14 protein-coding genes are annotated in these 19,340 nt (G+C 37.9%); 12 read left to right on the top strand and 2 right to left on the bottom strand.

What is annotated here, in order from left to right:
• The first annotated feature begins 128 nt into the window (after positions 1–128).
• The 7 genes from proC (at position 129) to ACFQIC_RS12795 (ending at position 10,100) form a co-directional block, all read left to right on the top strand.
• Positions 129–944 carry a pyrroline-5-carboxylate reductase gene (gene proC / locus ACFQIC_RS12825; RefSeq protein WP_204709632.1) on the top strand — a complete coding sequence of 272 codons (816 nt, stop codon included), beginning with the start codon at positions 129–131 and terminating at the stop codon, positions 942–944.
• Positions 945–1,049: 105 nt separating this feature from the next.
• Entirely contained in the window at positions 1,050–1,526 is a 477-nt protein-coding gene (locus ACFQIC_RS12820) for a PH domain-containing protein (protein ID WP_204709631.1), read from the top strand.
• Positions 1,516–2,961, top strand: coding sequence for a PH domain-containing protein (locus ACFQIC_RS12815; RefSeq protein ID WP_204709628.1), 1,446 nt, complete (start codon positions 1,516–1,518; stop codon positions 2,959–2,961). The genes ACFQIC_RS12820 and ACFQIC_RS12815 overlap by 11 nt, the downstream gene beginning before the upstream one ends.
• Before the next feature lie 160 nt (positions 2,962–3,121).
• The gene (locus tag ACFQIC_RS12810) at positions 3,122–4,408 is read left to right on the top strand and encodes an NCS2 family permease (protein WP_204709722.1); all 1,287 of its coding nucleotides are present in this window, start codon (positions 3,122–3,124) and stop codon (positions 4,406–4,408) included.
• 555 nt (positions 4,409–4,963) lie between these two features.
• Positions 4,964–6,154, top strand: a complete 1,191-nt coding sequence (locus ACFQIC_RS12805) for a NupC/NupG family nucleoside CNT transporter (RefSeq protein WP_204709623.1) — start codon at positions 4,964–4,966, stop codon at positions 6,152–6,154.
• Positions 6,155–7,735: 1,581 nt separating this feature from the next.
• A complete protein-coding gene (locus ACFQIC_RS12800) occupies positions 7,736–8,593 on the top strand; it encodes an SDR family oxidoreductase (RefSeq protein WP_204709622.1) in 858 nt (285 codons plus the stop codon).
• Positions 8,594–8,672: 79 nt separating this feature from the next.
• Positions 8,673–10,100, top strand: coding sequence for an aldehyde dehydrogenase family protein (locus tag ACFQIC_RS12795; protein WP_204709621.1), 1,428 nt, complete (start codon positions 8,673–8,675; stop codon positions 10,098–10,100).
• Between the two features lie 411 nt (positions 10,101–10,511).
• Here ACFQIC_RS12795 and ACFQIC_RS12790 read toward each other — a convergent pair whose 3' ends face one another.
• Entirely contained in the window at positions 10,512–11,876 is a 1,365-nt protein-coding gene (locus ACFQIC_RS12790; protein WP_204709620.1) for an MATE family efflux transporter, read from the bottom strand.
• Between the two features lie 101 nt (positions 11,877–11,977).
• Here ACFQIC_RS12790 and ACFQIC_RS12785 point away from each other — a divergent pair, with 101 nt between their 5' ends.
• The 3 genes from ACFQIC_RS12785 to ACFQIC_RS12775 all read left to right on the top strand — a co-directional run bounded on the left by ACFQIC_RS12785 (position 11,978) and on the right by ACFQIC_RS12775 (position 15,098).
• Entirely contained in the window at positions 11,978–13,048 is a 1,071-nt protein-coding gene (locus ACFQIC_RS12785; RefSeq protein ID WP_204709618.1) for an undecaprenyldiphospho-muramoylpentapeptide beta-N-acetylglucosaminyltransferase, read from the top strand.
• Positions 13,049–13,625: 577 nt separating this feature from the next.
• On the top strand, positions 13,626–13,979 hold the full coding sequence (locus ACFQIC_RS12780; RefSeq protein WP_204709616.1) for a hypothetical protein: 354 nt from the start codon (positions 13,626–13,628) through the stop codon (positions 13,977–13,979).
• Between the two features lie 288 nt (positions 13,980–14,267).
• Positions 14,268–15,098, top strand: a complete 831-nt coding sequence (locus tag ACFQIC_RS12775) for an aldo/keto reductase (protein ID WP_204709614.1) — start codon at positions 14,268–14,270, stop codon at positions 15,096–15,098.
• 224 nt (positions 15,099–15,322) lie between these two features.
• On the opposite strand, the gene ACFQIC_RS12770 is transcribed toward ACFQIC_RS12775, so the two are convergent.
• Positions 15,323–15,520: a hypothetical protein gene (locus ACFQIC_RS12770; protein WP_204709612.1), complete on the bottom strand. Its 198-nt coding sequence runs from the start codon at positions 15,518–15,520 to the stop codon at positions 15,323–15,325.
• 1,209 nt (positions 15,521–16,729) lie between these two features.
• Between ACFQIC_RS12770 and ACFQIC_RS12765 the strand changes: the two genes are divergently transcribed.
• Positions 16,730–18,241, top strand: coding sequence for a spore germination protein (locus ACFQIC_RS12765; RefSeq protein WP_204709610.1), 1,512 nt, complete (start codon positions 16,730–16,732; stop codon positions 18,239–18,241).
• Entirely contained in the window at positions 18,234–19,340 is a 1,107-nt protein-coding gene (locus tag ACFQIC_RS12760) for a GerAB/ArcD/ProY family transporter (protein ID WP_204709608.1), read from the top strand. Before ACFQIC_RS12765 ends, ACFQIC_RS12760 begins: the two co-directional genes overlap by 8 nt.

Below are 19,340 nucleotides of genomic sequence, written 5' to 3'. Positions count from 1 at the left end.
GTATTTTTTACTAGTAGTACCAAGGATAAATTTTCCTGTAAATCGTTATAATTTTATGAAAAGAGTTACATTGTCGTCCTTCAATTTATCATATACAATTGAAGACACGATAGAGAGGGGTTGGTTTTGTGAATAAGAAGATAGGGTTTATAGGATGCGGACAAATGGGACAAGCGATGATTCAAGGAATGATTAATTCTCAAATCGTGGAAGCCCAGCAAATATCTGCTACTGCTGTATCAGATGAGACGATAGACTTTGTGGGTGACGAATATGGCATTTATATTTCAAATGATAATAAAGAATTAGCTGCTTCTAGTGATATTTTGTTTTTAGCAATAAAACCATACATTTATGAAGGGGTTATTCAAGAAATAAAATCTTCTGTTAGCGAAAATACAATCGTTGTAACTGTAGCTGCAGGGATTACTTTAGAGAAAATGAGGAATTCCTTTGATTTTAATCTTAAAGTAATTCGATCAATGCCTAATACCCCGTCGTTGGTTGGAGCCGGAATGAGTGTGCTTTGTCCTAATGACTTTGTGACTGAGGAAGATTTAGCTGTAGTAAAAGAACTTTTTGAAAGCTTTGGCGAGGCGGAGATTATTGAAGAGCGACTTATGGATGCTGTACCTGCCGTAAGTGGTTCTTCTCCAGCTTTCGTTTATATGTTTATTGAGGCGATGGCTGATGCTGCGGTCCAACAAGGCTTTCCAAGAGACAAAGCGTATAAGTTAACTTCTCAGGCTGTACAGGGAGCAGCCAAAATGGTGTTTGAAACAGGAAGACATCCAGGCGAGTTAAAAGATACCGTTTGCACACCAGGTGGCACGACGATTGAAGGGGTAAATACTTTAGAACAAACAGGCTTGCGAAGTTCTATTATTCAAGCAATGAATGCATGTACGGAACATTCAAGAAAATTATCGAGTGGGCAACAGTAATCATTGAATCCAGGCTGATCAGTCTGGATTTTATTTGAAATTGAAACGTTCTGGTTATTCATTCGTATAAGTAAAGAAAGTTAACTGTGAGGAGGCTAGAGCTAAATGAATGAACCAACCCAAAGGATATCGATTCGAGCACTTACGTTATGGCGAATTCATGGGATGATTCAAGCAGGAATCGTTTCATTAATCGCTATTGGTATCGGTATCCTTACTTATAAGTTTGATTGGTCCTTGTGGCCAATGATAGTCATTAGTATAGTACTTGCACTAGAAATCATTTTCTTTATCTTTGTTATTCCTGCTGTAAGGTGGAAGCGTTGGCGTTATGAGGTAAGAGATCAAGAAATAGAGTTGCAATATGGGTTTTTTATAGTCACAAGAACCCTTGTTCCAATGGTGCGTGTACAGCACGTGGACACCGAACAAGGACCACTATTAAGAAAGTATCGTTTGGCTACTATTAGTATTTCCACTGCTGCGACTATTCACAAGGTTCCTGCTTTAGATCAGCAGGAAGCGGAGGAACTGAGACATTCTATTTCTTCATTGGCAAGGGTGGCGGAAGATGATGTTTGAACCAAAGAGGCTTCATCCGATTTCTGCATTAATCAATTTTGTGAAAGGTTTAAAAGATGCCATCTTACCACTTATTGCAGTTTTCTTTTTAAATAACAACCGTGGAGATGGTTTGTTAGGGTCACTTCCACTAATTATTTTAAGTTCGCTTCTATTATTTATTCTGCTATCCGGGATTTTTAGGTGGCTGCGGTTTACATATCGGGTAGAAGAAGGGGAATTGCGGATAGAGCATGGGATGTTTTTAAGGAAAAAGCGATATATCCCAATCGATCGTATTCAAAGCCTGGACTTTTCAGAAGGGATTTTCCATCGTCCTTTTCAACTGGTGAAGGTTACGGTGGAAACGGCTGGATCTTCAGCTTCCACGGAAGCTGAAGCAGAGCTAACGGCTATCCATAAAGAAGAGGCGAAACAATTGGAATTATTGTTGGATGAACAAAAGGGTCAAGAAGTGGTAGGTGATGATGAAGAAAACGTTGAATCAAGCCGAAAACTCGTTTATCAAATGACTAGGAAAGAAATTATCCTTATGGCTCTTACTTCTGGAGGAGCGGGCGTGGTCATCTCAGGTGTTCTTGTCTTTCTATCTCAAGGGATGGAGTTCTTACCTATAGGTGCGATCTATGATGAAGTCATCAATTGGCTGCAAATTGGGCTGCTAATTGTCGCGGTTGCAGTTTTAGTTGTATTGTTTTTGGCTTATGGAATTTCTGTGCTACTTACCATCTTTCGTTATAATAACTTTTCGGTTTATCTTGATTCAGGAGATTTGATTATGACGCGAGGATTATTAGAGAAAAAGCAGGTTACCATTCCGTTAAATCGAATTCAAGGATTAAGGATTGATGAGAATTTGATTCGTCAACCTTTGGGTTTGGCAACCGTAACTATCATAAGTGCGGGGGGATCAGTTAACAGCGATGCTGAGCATACATTAAGAATCTTACCTTTAATTAAGCGTGCAGAGGTGCAGCGTGTGCTGCAATCAATATTAGGTGAATACCAATTGGATGAACCATTAAATCGACCACCACGCCGTGCGCTCTTTCGTTATTTAATGAGGTTTAATTCACTACCACTCATTGTTGCAACAATTGTAAGTATATATTTTTATCCGTTAGGTTTATTATCCCTTTTATTGATTCCTTTGTTTTCTTTACTAGGATACCTAGCTTATAAAGATGCTGGATGGAACCTATTAGACAATCAACTAACTTTTATTCATCGATTTATTATTAAACAGACGTTTGTAATGAAGAAGTATCGAATTCAATCTTTTCGAAAAGATCAAACCTTATTGCAAACACGAAAAAACTTAGCTTCGGTTGAAGCTACGATGAAGTCTGGAGTTGGAGGGGCAGCCGCTCGTGTATTGTATTTAGAGGAAAAAGACACGGAAACAATTATGGAATGGTATCGTCATAAACAATAGTTATTTAAGAGGATTTCCCTTGGATTTTAAAGAGGGAATCCTTTTTTAATGGATTAAAGACGAACGATAAAAACTAACACTTGAAATATGTTCGGAAAACGAATATTATATTAAATGTTGATTATTTCATTCGGAAAGTAAGGTGTTTGTTGTGTTTAAGATGTTTCGCTTGCAGGAAAATCAAACAAATGTACGAACGGAAATACTAGCTGGGATTACGACATTCTTAACAATGGTCTATATAGTTATAGTAAATCCAGCTATTTTATCAGAGGCGGGATTACCTTTTGAACAAGTGTTTATGGCAACAGTGATCGCGGCGGTAATAGGAACATTAATTATGGCGCTTGCTGCCAATTATCCTATTGCTATCGCACCTGGTATGGGGATGAATGCTTACTTTGTTACAGAGGTGATTCAACAGGATGTTAGTTACTCTGTTATTTTAGGAACGGTGTTTTTAGCGGGGGTTCTTTTTGTTATTTTAAGTTTAACGCGTTTAAGGGAAGTACTTATTACTGCAATTCCTAATTCTTTGAAATATGGGATTACATCTGGAATTGGTTTGTTCATTGCATTTCTGGGGCTAAGAATGTCAGGTGTGATCGTTTCAAGTGAATCAACGCTTGTTACGTTAGGCGACTTAGGTTCACCGGAAACGTTTCTAACGATTATAGGATTATTTATTACATTAGGCTTAATTGCTAAACGTGTAACAGGAGCACTATTTGTGGGAATGTTGATTACTGCAATTATAGGTATGTTTACCGGTCAACTATCTTTTGAAGGGGGCTATGTCTCAGCTCCACCCGCGCCTGTTTTTTGGGATATGGACATTGCTGGTGTATTTAGCAATGGATTATATACGGTGATTTTTGCATTTTTACTTGTAACCATTTTTGATACGACAGGAACGATGATTGGCGTAGCTGAACAAGCTGGTTTTATTCGAAAAGATGGGAGTTTACCAAGAGCACGAGCTGCCTTAATGGCAGATGCGACTGCGACAACTGCAGGTGCAATGTTTGGGACAAGCCCTTCCTCTGCTTATATCGAATCTTCCTCTGGAGTTGCTGTAGGGGGAAGGACTGGATTAACAACTATAGTCGTTGCTATCCTATTTATTATTTCTATCTTCTTTTCTCCTATTGTAGGAGCAGTTTCAGGTTTGCCTGCCATCACGGCTCCTGTTCTTATTATTGTAGGTTGCTTCATGATGGAGGGGTTAGCTAGAGTTGATTGGAAAACGTTTGATGAGGCCTTCCCAGCTTTTATCATTATATTGACGATGCCTTTAACATCAAGTATTGCTACAGGAATTGCAATCGGCTTTATTACTTACCCTCTGTTAAAATTGTTTAGCGGGAAAGGAAGCCAAGTGCACTGGATTTTATATATGTTTGGAGCTATTTTTATCATTCAAATGATCTTTTTCCCTGGTCATTAGATCATCACTTCAAGAGTGATGTATTGCAAGCCAACTGGTTAGGAAATGGAAGTATAAATTAATTTAACTTTAATTATCATTTATGAAAACTTTTTTAGGGGTTGTTTCGTCTATTATATAGAAGTGCTTTAAAGCGCTGGTGTATTTACTGGCTAAAGACTTCTGAGAGAAAGCTAGCACCTGATTAATCAGGCTACGTTTTCAAACGATATACCTCCCCTTAGGTATAAGCCCCCTCTGTCTGACCAACGGAGGGGGCGTTTTTATGTGCTTTTAATAGAAATTAGAATTAAAATTGATGATAATGGGAATAATTTTTAAAGAGAGTTGCTGATTATATATATTATTTTCAGTAATTTTTTTTGAGCAATCAAAAAAATTATATACCTCTCACTTAAGGGATCAGGGTATATAAGAAATGAATGAAAATTCACTTTTTTTAAATTGTATTGCAAGACGTCTGACAACCTGTTAAAATCCGTAGTAGAAAGATAAAATGTAAGCATTTTCATGATGTTTACAAGACGATTTAAAACTTTTGAGGGAGAGATTAGTGTGGGTATATTATTAGGTCTTTTAGCGATTGGTATTATTCTTGGTATTGCCTTCTTAATGTCAAATGATAGAAAGAAAATTAATTATTTTGGCATAGGTGTGATGCTGTTAGCTCAAGTTGTTACGACTTTTGTTATGTTTAAAACTGAGATTGGCTCCGTTATTATCGGCGGAATTTCTTGGGTATTCGAACAACTTATTGCTTTTGGTACAGAAGGTGTAAATTTCATTCTAGGTGGATTGGTTGTGGAAGAAGGAGGTTCAGTTTTCTTCTTTAACGTACTACTTCTTATTGTCTTCTTTGCAACGATCTTATCTGTTCTCACTTATTTGAAGGTTCTTCCATTCATTATTAAGTATTTGGGACAAGCTCTTTCCTTTATTACCCGTTTACCTAAGGTTGAATCATTCAACGCAGTAAATAGTATTTTCTTTGGTCAGTCTGAAGCGATTATTGCAATCAAATCTCAGTTCAAGCAGTTGAGTGATAACCGTTTGTATATTGTTAGTGCTTCAGCGATGGGGTCTGTGTCTGCATCAATTGTAGGTGCATATCTTGAAATACTTCCGGCTGACTATGTATTAGTTGCTCTGCCGCTTAACATGTTCAGTGCATTAATTATTGCATCTTTAATTGCTCCAGTACGTGTGCCAAAAGAAGAAGATTACGTAGATGTACACGATGTTTCAAATTCGAAAAGCTTTTTCGAAGCAATGGGAAATGGAGCGCTTGATGGTGGTAAAATTGCATTAATCGTTGGTGCTATGTTAATCGCCTTTATTGCATCTTTAGAACTCGTAAATGCGGTATTCTCTGGCCTCTTCAATGGACTTACTTTACAGGAGACTTTAGGTTATGTGCTTGCGCCAGTAGGTTTCCTTATGGGGATCCCCGCTGGAGAAGTTGTTGATGCAGGCGCAATTATGGGGACGAAGATTGTAACAAATGAATTTGTAGCAATGCTTGAATTTCAAGGAATGGTGGAAACTGTTTCAGAGAAAACAGTTGGTATTGTTACTGTATTCTTAACAAGTTTCGCGAACTTCTCATCCATTGGTATCATTGCTGGTACTGTCCAAGGTATTGATGCTGATAAAGGAGCGCGTGTATCAAGGTTTGGTATGAAGCTATTAATTGGTGCTACACTCGGTTCATTGCTATCTGCAACGATGGCAGGACTATTCTTATAATAAGTTTTACAAGCCTGATGAGAGTTTTTCTGAACGAGTTCACTTGTGAGGTATAAATACTAAATCATAGGGGAAATTACAGAATTATTTACAGGGTTGTCGCAATACGATTCACATTCTTAACAAGGCTTAGAGAAATTTCATCTCTAAGCCTTGTTTTTATGTATTTTCTTGTTCAACTAAAGCCTCAGATTGTGGAAGACTCAGTTTCGAGACGTTTCGGTGGTTTCCGTTACCAAGGATGGCGTTAGAAGGTCCGGGAAATCACTCGCTTTCCGTGGGCATGAGGTGAGCTTCCTCAGGCTACGCCTTGCGGGATCTCACCGATCATGTTCATCCCACAGGAGTCTCACAATTTCCCGGACCTTCTTGCTTTCGTAAGGAGAACGGAAACATCTTCACGTGAGCAGAAGCCTCATACGTGAAAATCGGGGGTGCTGTGTAATTATTGCCATTGAAATGATCCACTTCTGCCCTTATGTGGAAGACAGTTTCGAGACATTCTGGTGGTTTCCGTTACCAAGGATGGCGTTAGAAGGTCCGGGAAATCACTCGCTTTCCGTGGGCATGAGGTGAGCTTCCTCAGGCTACGCCTTGCGGGATCTCACCGATCATGTTCATCCCACAGGAGTCTCGCAATTTCCCGGACCTTCTTGCTTTCGTGAGGAGAACGGAAGCATCAGATGTGGTAATTCAAGTGAAAAGCAATCACTGAAAAACGTAATATAAGAGAACAAGAATTAAAACAATCAATATAAAGAAGGAAAAGTCGATGGGATCACCGATATCGTGGGTGGTCTCATAATATTTTCCTTTGTAATGAATTTTTTAGTGCCCTCGCTTTGCTCTGTGCGTCTCGTCTAGTCCGCTTTTCCCGCCCCTCTCTGCTTTATTTTCACGAATGGACCTGAATAGGAGGCCTTCCTCCATCATGAAAATAGTGGATAAACATGCTGTTATAACAATAGCTACGTGCAGACTTCTTAGATTCGCAGATGTTCCGTCCCTCTTCTTCATGGCAAGGTGGTCGGGGAAATGACGTGACTCCTGTGGGATTAGAGGACATGGTGAGACCCCGCAGCGAAGCGAGGAGGCTCACCGTACTCCCACGGAAAGCGAGTTATTTCCCCGACCTCCTTCTCTTCCTACGATGACGGAACAGCCACACAATCATCTAGGAATCGAGTCTTCAACAATCCTGCTAATTTAGTTTAAGTGAATTATTTCACAAACGAAGTAAATCAACATAAATATCAAAGTGCTTTCTGTTCTTATTACAATTCATATAAGAAATCGCAGCAAAATCACAGGGTGGTGTAAATATTTATTTCCACCCTTGTGAAAGGAGGTGTGAGTTATCCAGTGTTTTTACTAAAGGGTATTAACCTTTATATAACAATAAAAAAAGCTGTGAATTGCTTGTTTGCACCCCTGTAGTGAAGCCGTAAGAATTTTTCTCTTCAGGCTTTTTTTGTGAAATTTACATATCAATCCCTTCCTAGAACAAAGTAGAATGAAACTCCCTACCATTTTGCGTAAGAGGGAAACCGTACTATGATTTAAAGAAAGGTAGGTGGAAGAATGAAGAATAAGATAGCGATTGTTACTGGTGCAAACTCTGGAATGGGATTAGCAACTACGATTGAATTGGCAAAACAAGATATTCAAGTAATCATGGCTTGTCGAGATCAAAAGAGAGGTGAACAGTCACTTTCCATAGCCAGAGAACAAAGTCAGAGTAACCATATTGAGATGATGATTTGTGATTTAGGTAGTTTAGAAAGCATACGAAAATTTGTGAACCAATTTAAAATCCAATACGATCGATTAAATATTTTAATCAACAATGCAGGGGTCGTCTCATTAAAAAGGCAATTAACTGCAGATGGCTTTGAGACTCAAATGGGAGTCAATCATTTGGGGCATTTCTTGCTAACGAACTTATTGTTAGAGGAGTTAAAAAATGCAGAGGATGCAAGAGTTGTCGTAATTTCTTCTGGTGCCCACAAATGGGGGGATATTTACTTTCAAGATCCGTATTTTGAAAAAAGCAATTATCACGTACTGAAAGGGTATGGTCAGTCAAAACTCGCTAATGTTCTGTTTACTAAAGCTATAGCTGAAAGAGTAATTGATCATTCCATATCTGTAAATGCAGTTCATCCTGGTGCTGTAGCAACCAATTTGGGTATCGATAGAGATACGGGGGTTGGAAAAATGATAACATCAATGCTGAAACCATTTTTTAAAACACCTAGACAAGGTGCTGGAACGGCTATATCTTTGGCTGTTGACCCACAATTTAAGGGAGTTACGGGGGAGTATTTTTATAATAAAGAAATCGTTCCTATCTCTAGAAAAGCAAAAGATCGGCGGCTGGCTGAAACGTTATGGATATGGAGTGAAAGAGAAGTCGGAATACGCCCGCTTCTAAACTAAACTATTCTTTATTCTAGTTTAATCTATGACTATTAAGGCTATAGGGTCAATAGATTGTATTTAAAGGAGATGTCACTTTATGAAGAATGAATATCAATTATATATTGATGGTGAATGGGTAAAAACTAGTGATCAACTAGAAGTACTTAATAAATATACACAGGATACTTATGTAAAAGTTGCAAAAGCATCTGAAAAAGAAGTAGATCTTGCTGTGTCGGCAGCAGAACGTGCATTTAAAAAAGATACGATGTCCCCTTATCAACGTTATGAAATCTTAAAGCGCGTGAGTGAATTATTACAAGAGAATAAAGAAGAGTTAGCGCGGAATATAACAATGGAAGCTGGAAAACCTTTAAAACAAGCGCGAACAGAGGTGGATCGGGCGGCACTAACTTTTGAAATTTCTGCTGAAGAAGCCAAACGCATTCATGGCGAAGGAGTACCTGTGGAAGCAGCACCGGGCTCAGAAAACCGAATGGCCTTCACTATTAAAGTGCCTGTAGGAGTAGTTGGTGCAATTAGTCCATTTAATTTCCCGATTAATTTGGTGGCTCATAAGATCGCACCAGCTATTGCTGCAGGAAATGCAGTTGTACTAAAACCAGCGAGTAAAACACCGATCTCTTCATTAAAATTAGCGGAGCTTTTTCATGAAGCTGGATTGCCGAAGGGATTCTTAAATGTTGTCGTCGGTTCAGGATCAACAGTAGGTAATCAAATGATGGAGGATTCAAGAATACAATTATATACTTTCACTGGTAGTGCTGAGGTCGGTATGAAACTTAAACAAAATACAGGTTTAAACAAGCTTATCTTAGAGCTCGGTAATAATTCACCTGTAATTATTGATAAAGAAGCTGATATTGCAGCAGCAGCAAAAAACAGCGCAGCAAAAAGCTTTGCTTTTGCTGGTCAAGTTTGCATTTCCGTTCAGCGTTTATACATTCATGAAGAGGTTAAGGAAGAATTTCAAAACAAGTTTATCGAAGCTGTTAAAAAATTAAAAATAGGTGACCCTAATGATCCAGACACTGATGTTGGACCGATGATTGCTGAAGATGAAGCAATACGTACGGAGCAATGGATAGAAGAAGCAAAGCAGGCTGGTGCAAAAGTTGTTTATGGTGGGCAGCGAGAGGGAGCCCTTGTTTATCCTACTGTATTGTCTAATGTAAAGCCTGATATGAAAGTCGTTTGTGAAGAAATCTTTGCTCCTGTTGTTACACTCATTCCTTTTACTAATATTGAAGATTGTATAGAGGAAGTAAATAAGTCTCCATATGGACTCCAGGGGGGAATCTTCACACAAAACTTAGATACAGCTTTCTATGCGGCCAAAAATGTCCAAGTAGGTGGTTTTATGATCAATGATGCCTCTCAATACCGCGTCGATCTAATGCCTTATGGCGGCGTGAAAGATAGTGGCTGGGGAAAAGAAGGTCCGAAATATTCGATAGAAGAAATGACAGAAGAGCGACTAGTTGTCATGAATTTAAAAAATTGATTATGATAAATGTTAATATTGAAATTTACGGGGCGAAGTTTAAGCTTATTTCATTAAAATGCAGTTATCAGTAGTAAACGTACAAAACATAATCATGGTTCTGTAGAGGGGTCCTTTGAAGCAAGCTATTTCCCGGACCACCTTCTCCTCCTACTGATGTCGGCAAACGTTTATGCATCGTTTGAGCAACTGACGGTTAACTTATAGTGAAAAATGTGTAACAAAATGCATTGGGGACACAAAGTTATGTACCTTTAAATTCACAAAACAAATTCACTTCAAAAACGTGGCTTAATGCTTTTATAATCAACCAAAAAGCCTAACAAAATTAACAATTTGTTAGGCTTGTAGGATGCATTTTCTTTGTTTGCAATAGGTAACGGAACCCATTACAATTTTCGCGATCTTTTTTCAATTCTCATAATTGTATTTTCTTATATTTTTACGCTGAAGATGAAGCATACGGATTAATAAGGTAATCGCACCAGCAGTTAAACCGATTATTAAACTCATCCAGTAACCGAAAGGCCCGAGAGACGTATAGTTTGCCAATATATAACCGCTTGGTAAACCTATCAACCAATAAGAAATAAAGGCCATCAGCAAAGTGATGTTCACATCTTTATATCCGCGAAGAATACCTTGAAGAGGAGCCCCAAACCCATCAGATAATTGGAAGAAAATCGCAAAAAAGATGAAACTTGTCGTTAATTCAATGACCTGTTCATTGGAACTATATAAGCTAGCAACTGATTCATCAAAAATGTAAAGAATAGCTCCAGCTAATACCGACATTCCAACAGCCATGATAATTCCTATATAGGAGTATGTTCTCGCATCAATAAATCGCTTAGCACCAACTTCAAATCCGACTGTAATAGTAAGGGTGAAAGCGATACTCAATGGCATCATATATAATAACGAAGCAAAGTTAATCGCTGCTTGGTGGGCTGCAATGGTATAAGTATCATACGCTGTCATAAAGAACGTGACAGCCGAAAAAATACTAGTTTCAAAGAATATCGCAAACCCAATGGGAACACCAATGGTTAATTGCTCATACCAACTTTTAAAGGATGGTCTGATCCATTTAGAGAAAATTCCATATAAACGAAGAGGATGTGTTTTATGTATAACAGCTAAGATAATACCAAATGCCACCCAATACGTTAAAGCGGAGGCTAGTCCAGCACCTATCCCACCTAAAGCAGGCAATCCCCATTTACCAAAGATTAACACATAATTGAATAAAATGTTCGTAGGTAGTGTGAGTAGAATAATGCCCATAGATATCTTGGTTTGTCCAAGTGCATCAATAAAAGAACGTAAGATATTAAATACAAATAAAGGAATGATACCTAACCCTAGAGTTATTAAATAGTATTTTGCCACATAACTTACTTGATCATCTATATTGAATAGTGAGAGGATGGGGTCTAATAAGAAAAGTCCAATTCCTCCTATAATTATGGCAAGGACAACAGCTAAATACACTCCTTGTTTAACTGATTCAGGAATTTCTTTTTCTCTTCCCGCTCCTTTTAGCTGGGCAACGATCGGCGAAATAGCCATCATAATCCCATTGAGTCCAGTGAAAACTGGTAACCAAATATTTGAACCTATTGCTACTCCTGCAAGTTCATCAGGACCTGCTTGTCCAGACATAATGGTGTCAAAGAAGTTCATAGCATACATTCCTAATTGAGTGATTAAAATAGGAACTAAGATTACCGTGAATAATTTTAATTTTTCGCGTAATGTATTTGTTTCGTACATAAATGTTCTCCTTTTTGATACAATTCCATTAGGACACGAGGATTATAGCACAGATGTGTGTTGTAACCTAACAGCAGGTATAGAAGAAAGGACGTTGAAGATTGAGCCAGAAACGTATTTTATTTACCGGAGGCGGGACAGCAGGTCATGTAATTGTCAATCTTGCTCTGATTCCCGAATTTCAAAAACAAGGCTATGAAGTTGATTATATAGGTTCATATGAAGGAATTGAGAAAGTTTTGATTCAGTCACTCGAAGGAGTTACGTATCATGGTATTTCTACTGGGAAATTAAGGCGCTATGTTTCGAAAGAGAATTTTAAAGACCCTTTCAAAGTGGCGAAGGGGCTCTACCAATCTTTACGTATTATTGGCAAACGAAAGCCTCAAGTCATTTTCTCAAAAGGAGGATTCGTATCAGTTCCTGTTGTAGCAGCGGCAAAACTTAAAAAGGTTCCAGCAATTATTCATGAATCAGACTATACTCCGGGGCTCGCCAATAAACTTTCCTTTCCCTTTGCACAAAAAGTATTGGCTACTTTCCCAGAAACAGTGAAGTATTTGCCGGAAGCGAAAGGGGAATATATAGGAGCTATTGTAAGAGAAGAATTGTTTGAAGGGAACCGCCATCGAGGCCTAAGATTATGTGATTTCACAAAGTCGAAGCCAGTTGTTCTCGTGATGGGTGGTAGTACGGGTTCCAAGAAGATAAATGAGTCTATACGAGAAAACTTGGATGAACTTTTACACGAAGTTCAAATCGTACACATTTGTGGAAAAGGTCATAAGGATGGGTCAATCAATCGTAAGGGATATAGCCAGTTTGAATATGTAAATGAAGAATTAAAGGATTTATTTGCAGCTTGTGATTATATTATTTCAAGAGCTGGTTCTAATGCTATTTTTGAATTCTTAGCTCTCAGAAAGCCAATGTTGCTTATCCCATTATCTCGTCAAGCGAGTCGGGGAGATCAAATATTAAATGCGGATTCTTTTGTAAAACAAGGCTACGCTCTTAAGCTAGAAGAAGAAGAGTTGAATTCCGATAGTCTGTTAAGAGAATTTAAGCTTTTAATGGAAAAGCATCCTGACCTTCTTCGAAATATGGAAAAATACGAAAATAAAAAAACGAAAGACAAGGTCATTCAGCTTATTCAACAAGCTGAAAGATAATCTATCAAAGGCAATCCTTGTGTAGGATTACTTTATTTAGTAGGCTGTGTTAAATCTTATTGTTGATTTTTGTTACAAAAAGTATGGGACTTCTTTATTAAGTGCGTTGCTTATTTTATTGCGTTAAGCCACTTATCTAAGAAGTAGAAGGAGTAGACCGGGCAAAAAGTCGCGCTATTCGGAGTATACGATGAGCCTCATGGGGTCTCAATATGTCCATGTTTCCCTCGGAGTCTCCCCGTTTCCTCCGATCCCATACCATATGGAGGGCAATTTAACCACGTTAAGTTGAAAAAATAAGGCTATTTTATGTAAACCTCCTTTAGCAACACTTTCATCCTGAGTTTTGTGACACTAAATCAAAGAAAAGCCGTTGGAATATATCCGGATTCTACCATTTAATCGACGTGGCAGCTGAGAAATTGTCAATGCCTTTATTGAATTGGTGTAACTATCAACATTAACGTTTAGCAAAGCCATTTAGTAAACGCAATCATGTTGAATTACGGTATAATAGAAGGAAAGAGAATGTTGAAAATTTGGTTATAAAATTAAATGAAGGTCTGAGGTAGATACCATGGGTACAAAGGTATGTCGCTATTGTTTTAAAGAAATTCGTGATCGGGATGAACTTGTTACAGCTTCTAATTGGTTCAGGATTCGTCCTTTTCATTATCGTTGTTTTGAGTTAGTAGAAGAAGATACGAAAACGATCGCTGGAACGTGGAAGCCTATAAATGGTCGGGCAGGCTTAGTGAATGTATTCCTCATGTTAGTGTTAGCAGTTTGGATGTTAACGACGGGTACTTTGGGTGTCATTGGAGATTTATTAGGGTTTCTTGCTTTATATCCTATTTTATTACGAGTCCTATCCTTTGTGTTAATTGAAAGTCGATTGCCAAAGTTTCTGGAAGATAAAAGTCACCGGTAGAAATAAGGCTGCTGTTGTTGATTGCCTAGGAATCTTTGCTCGCTTGACGGATCGGCCGAGTTTCCCTGTTTGGTCACTCACTGCTGGATCTCGCAATCCCGTTTTTTCGCTAGAGTCTCGCAGATTTCCATTCTATTAACACCGAGAGAAGGATAACAACAGAAGGGTTATTAGTTCTAACATTGACTACATTCCCATGAATGGGAAGGGTAACGGTTTTGACTCCAGCTGAAGTAAGATTTACCATAGATTAAAGGTGAAAGAATAAACAAGGAGGTTAGATGATTTATGAGCTTAATAGATACAGTTACACTGCAAAATGGATTGAAAATGCCGCAAATTGGACTAGGTGTATATAAAGTGGAAGAAGGAGAAGAAGTCTACCAAACGGTGAAATCTGCACTTGATATTGGTTATCGTCATATAGATACGGCTTCTTTTTATGAAAATGAAGAAGGTGTTGGTAAAGCGGTTCAAGAAAGTGGAGTGGCACGGGATGAATTATTCATTACGACAAAGGTTTGGAATGATGAGCAGGGATATGAGGAGACATTGGAAGCTTTTACGCGTAGCTTACAGAAGTTAGAAATGGATTATGTTGATCTTTACTTGATTCATTGGCCTGTTCCTAATAAATTCAAACAATCGTGGAAGGCTCTTGAAAAGCTTTATCAAGATGGAAAAGTAAGAGCTATTGGTGTGAGTAATTTTATGGAGCACCATCTTGAAGAACTGTTAAAAGATGCAGAGATTCGTCCAATGGTCAATCAGGTAGAATTTCACCCAGAACTATATCAAGAAGATCTTCTCGATTATTGTCAGCAACGCGAAATACAATTAGAGGCCTGGTCTCCACTTGGACGAGGTCGATACTTGGATGATCCGGTTCTTAAGCAATTAGCTGATAAATACGGGAAAACTTCAGCTCAAATTATTTTGAAATGGGAATTGCAACACGGTATCGTTACAATTCCAAAGTCATCTCATAAAGATAGACAACAAGAAAACGCTGATCTTTTTGATTTTGAATTAACACTTGAGGAGATGGAACAGGTTAATGGACTTGATAAAAATAATCGTGTAGGAACTCATCCAGATCATTTTAATTTTTCATCCTAAACCCACAATTAATGTTCCACCATCTGCTTGAAGGGTGTTGCACACTTCATCTATGGGAAGATCGTAAAATAAAGAAACCTCAGTTCACTGAACTGAGGTTTCTTTATTTTAGCGACAAACCCCACTACAAATACGATGGAAGTAGTGATATAAATTAAGCTGCAATTTATAGTGGTATTCCGGATTTGTGATAGGAAACGGTACTCCTTAATGAATAAGACGGTTTAATCATCCTGTCGTTCTATAACCTTTTTCTTAGCTCTTACTTCTTCAAGGTAAAAAAGCAGGAAAGGTAGGATCATTACAACTACGATATAAGTAAATAAAAGGAACTTTGCGACCCCATCCATTAAAAAAAATAAGGTTATAAAAAACAAAGCAATTAAAAGTAATGGAGAGATATACGCTATGACAAAATTCATCAGATCTTCCTCCTTGTGACCGCTTGAAAGAGTTGACACAGTTTTTGCTTATTAAAATACAACACTTTTTTCCAGTTAAGGACTGCCCTTATATTTTTAACAATATCGATGCTCGCGAAAAGTGTATACATACGAATAGTTATGCACATTGACGAAGTTGTGCTTGTTGCGCTAACTTAGCAGGATTGTTGAAGACTCGATTCCGAGATGATTATGTGGAGAAGGGGCGGTGGGGAAGGAGTCGCTTTCCGTGGGCGTGCGCTGAGCCTCCTCAGGCTGGCGCGAGGCCACTGAAAAAGTCCTTTTCTATTAATAATGAACTTTTTGGAAAAACACTATCCCAAAATCACGTTGTTTTTCTAGTAATAGTGGAGTATTAAGTCCAATTTACCCCTAATTTATAAACCGAAAGTGGGGATGGAATTTTTAGGGATTTGCTTTTCTTAAAATTTACCGGAGTTTTTCAGTGGCCTCGCTGGCGCCTTCCGGGGTCTCATCTAACCCGCGTATCCCACAGGAGTCTCCCCCTTCCCCACAGCCCCTTGCCGTATGTTTCTATCGAAATCGTGCCGTTCTACCGTCCCTGTTAAAGCATGAGATATCTGATATAACGCCAATTGAAGCCTAATACAGATCAGGGGATATGGCCATCACAGATTGAACCATTAGATAAGTTAAAAACGGGTGTGATAGCGTGTTTATATGAAGGTTAGGAAGATTACCTGTTGTGTATGCCTACCCATCCCCCATGCTCCGATGAAAAGCAACGGAACCATGATTCTTTTATTGAATAATCCGAATCTTTAAGCGATAGGCAAGAAGGTCCGGGAAATTACGAGACTCCAGTGGGATGAACATGATCGGTGAGATCCCGCAAGGCGTAGCCTGAGGAAGCTCACCACATGCCCACGGAAAGCGAGTGATTTCCCGGACCTTCTAACGCCATCCTTTGTAACGGAAACCACCGTATAAATCAGGACAATGATTAACAAATGTTTTGTTATTAGAGGCTGCAATTCACTATAAAATGGGGATAATAATTTCCAGTAAAGTGTGTCAGTTATTTTAGCAGAAACTGTTTCATTTTAAATGACGGTCACACTCCTATTTCGTTCACCATTATTCTGAACAAAAAGAGTATACATTATAACCATAATGTGAAGAATAATTGTTATCAACTTATGGATTGTTTAGCTAAGGAGTTCGCTTATGTGGAAATGGAGAAAAAATAAAGAACAACAACAAATATCACCCCCAAAAATAAACGACTCTGATATCACGTTGGAAGAATTGTATACTTTGCTCAGTAAATCCAGGGACTTTGTCGTTCATGAGAATTATGGTGCTACTAATTGTACAATTTCTTATATTAAAACAGTGAGTGACTCTAAATTATTGAATCAATCCATTCTACCTGTTCTAAAGAAAAACTCCTTTTTCTCTCTAGAAGAAATAAGATCTAAATTATCAATAGATAATATAGATATAACGACGGATCCTACTGTAGTCAGAGAAAAGATGATGCAAGGAGATACCTGCATTCAGATAAATGGTAACAACCGAAATGTTCTAGTCATACCTACAGCTAATTTAGAAGGACGAAAAATTTCTATTCCAGAAGTGGAATTTAGTGTAGTTGGCCCCAAAGAGGCTTTCGTGGAATCTATCGACACAAATATAAACCTTTTGAGGAAAAGGTTAAAGATCCCCGAATTTACGTTGAAGGAAGTTATAATAGGTGAACTTACAAAAACCCGTGTAAATGTAGTTTATATAGAGGGTATTGCCGATCAAGAAAATATAAACACTGTGATTCAAAGGTTGGAAGAAATTGATTATGATCAAATGATTGATAGTTCATATATATCTCAGATGATTGCTGATAATTCAAATTCTCCCTTTCCTCAATTTTTAGATACAGAAAGACCTGACCGTGTAGTGGAAGTTTTAGCAGAAGGGAAAATATCAATTTTAGTTGATGGTTCACCACATGCTTTGACATGTCCGACAACTATTGTTGAATTCTTTTCCGCATCTGACGATTACTTCCTACCATGGCATTTAGCAAGTGTCTTTCGATTAATCCGGGTATTGGCCGTCATATTTTCAGTTTTAAGTACAGCTATATATGTTGCCGTATTAACGCATCATCATGAGATGATACCTGAAGAGTTAATGTCAACCATTATATCCTCACGCGCGGATATACCTTTCCCACCGATCTTAGAAGTGATTGTTTTAGAATTAACTATTGAATTGCTCCGTGAAGCTGGGGCAAGACTTCCTACAAAAATCGGTCAAACAATAGGTATTGTTGGGGGAATTGTAATTGGTACCGCAGCGGTTGATGCAGGGCTGACAAGTAATGTGTTACTAATTATTGTTGCATTAGCTGCATTAGCTTCGTTTACGACACCAGTCTATCAGATTGGTAATACCATTCGAATTATTCGTTTTCCCTTTATTATTGGTGCACAAGTGTGGGGATTAGTAGGTATTACCTTTTGTATGCTCTTTTTTATTGGACATCTTATCAAGTTAGAATCGATAGGAAGACCTTTCTTTGCCCCATTGTATCCATTTAGATTTGTGGATTTTAAAGACGCTTTTATTCGCTTTCCATTTAGTAAACAAGTTAAGAGACCTTTACAAACTCGTCCTGTCCATTCAACCCGTTTAAACTATAAAGACGCCAACGAGAAGAGAGATATAGATGAGTAAATTTAAAGAAAGTATTAGTGAAGTAAGAATTTCTGAAAATTTCTTAATTACTCCAACTTTTGTATTTTTTATCATCGTATCAATGCAAATTGGAGTGGGCATTCTTGGTTTTCAAAAGTATGTTGCACAAAGTGCGGGGTTTGATTCTTGGATTTCAATTTTAATCGCAGGTGGAGCCATTCATATCTTATTATGGATGGTTTATCATATTTTAGAAGATGGTGGCGGAGATATTGTAGCCGTTCATCGTAACATTTTTGGTAAGTATTTCGGAGGTTTTCTTAGTATCGTTTCTAGTTTCTACTTTCTGTTATTAAGTTTAACTGTACTAAGAACGTTTATAGAAGTAGTCCAAATATGGATCTTCCCCAGATTGCAACTAAGTATTTTTACACTCGTTTTTATTTTGCTGATTTATTATATGCTTACTGGTGGTTTTCGTTTAATTACAGGCCTATGTTTAATTAGTGTAATCTTAACTATTCCGTTATTAGCATTTAAAATCTTTCCTATTCAAGAAGGTTTTGTCACATCTTTATATCCTGTCATTAATCATTCGATTCCGGAGCTGCTTGTATCAGCTAGACAGTCTGTTCTCAGTTTTCTAGGATTTGAGCTACTATTAGTATTTTACCCATTTATAAAAGACCCTAAAGCTTCAAAAAAGTGGGCTCACTTTGGTGTTTTTTATGTTATTTTAGTTTATTTAGCAAGTCTATTAGTAGCTTTTATATATTATAGTGAGGAGCAGCTTCAACAAGTCACCTGGGCTACCATATCCACGTGGAAAATAGTTGAATTTCCATTTTTTGAACGCTTTGAGTACATAGGAATTGCGTTGTGGGTATATGCGGTCATCCCTAATATTTGCTTAGGTCTTTGGGCGGCAAGTCGAATACCGAAGCGGTTATTTAAATTTAAACAGAAGTATACTGCTTGGGTATTTTGCGGTTTTCTTTATATAGCTACTCTACTGTTAAATGACCGCCAATTAATAGAACAACTGAATGTAACCACGGAGAAAATTGGTTTATATGTATTGCTTTATATTCCCATTCTATTTATCTTAACAAAGATATTAAAAAAAGTGAGGAATTGA

Origin of the sequence: Halobacillus seohaensis (assembly GCF_042663045.1) — a bacterium.
Lineage (GTDB): Bacteria > Bacillota > Bacilli > Bacillales > Halobacillaceae > Halobacillus_A > Halobacillus_A seohaensis.
This window is presented reverse-complemented; position numbering and strand designations above follow the sequence as displayed.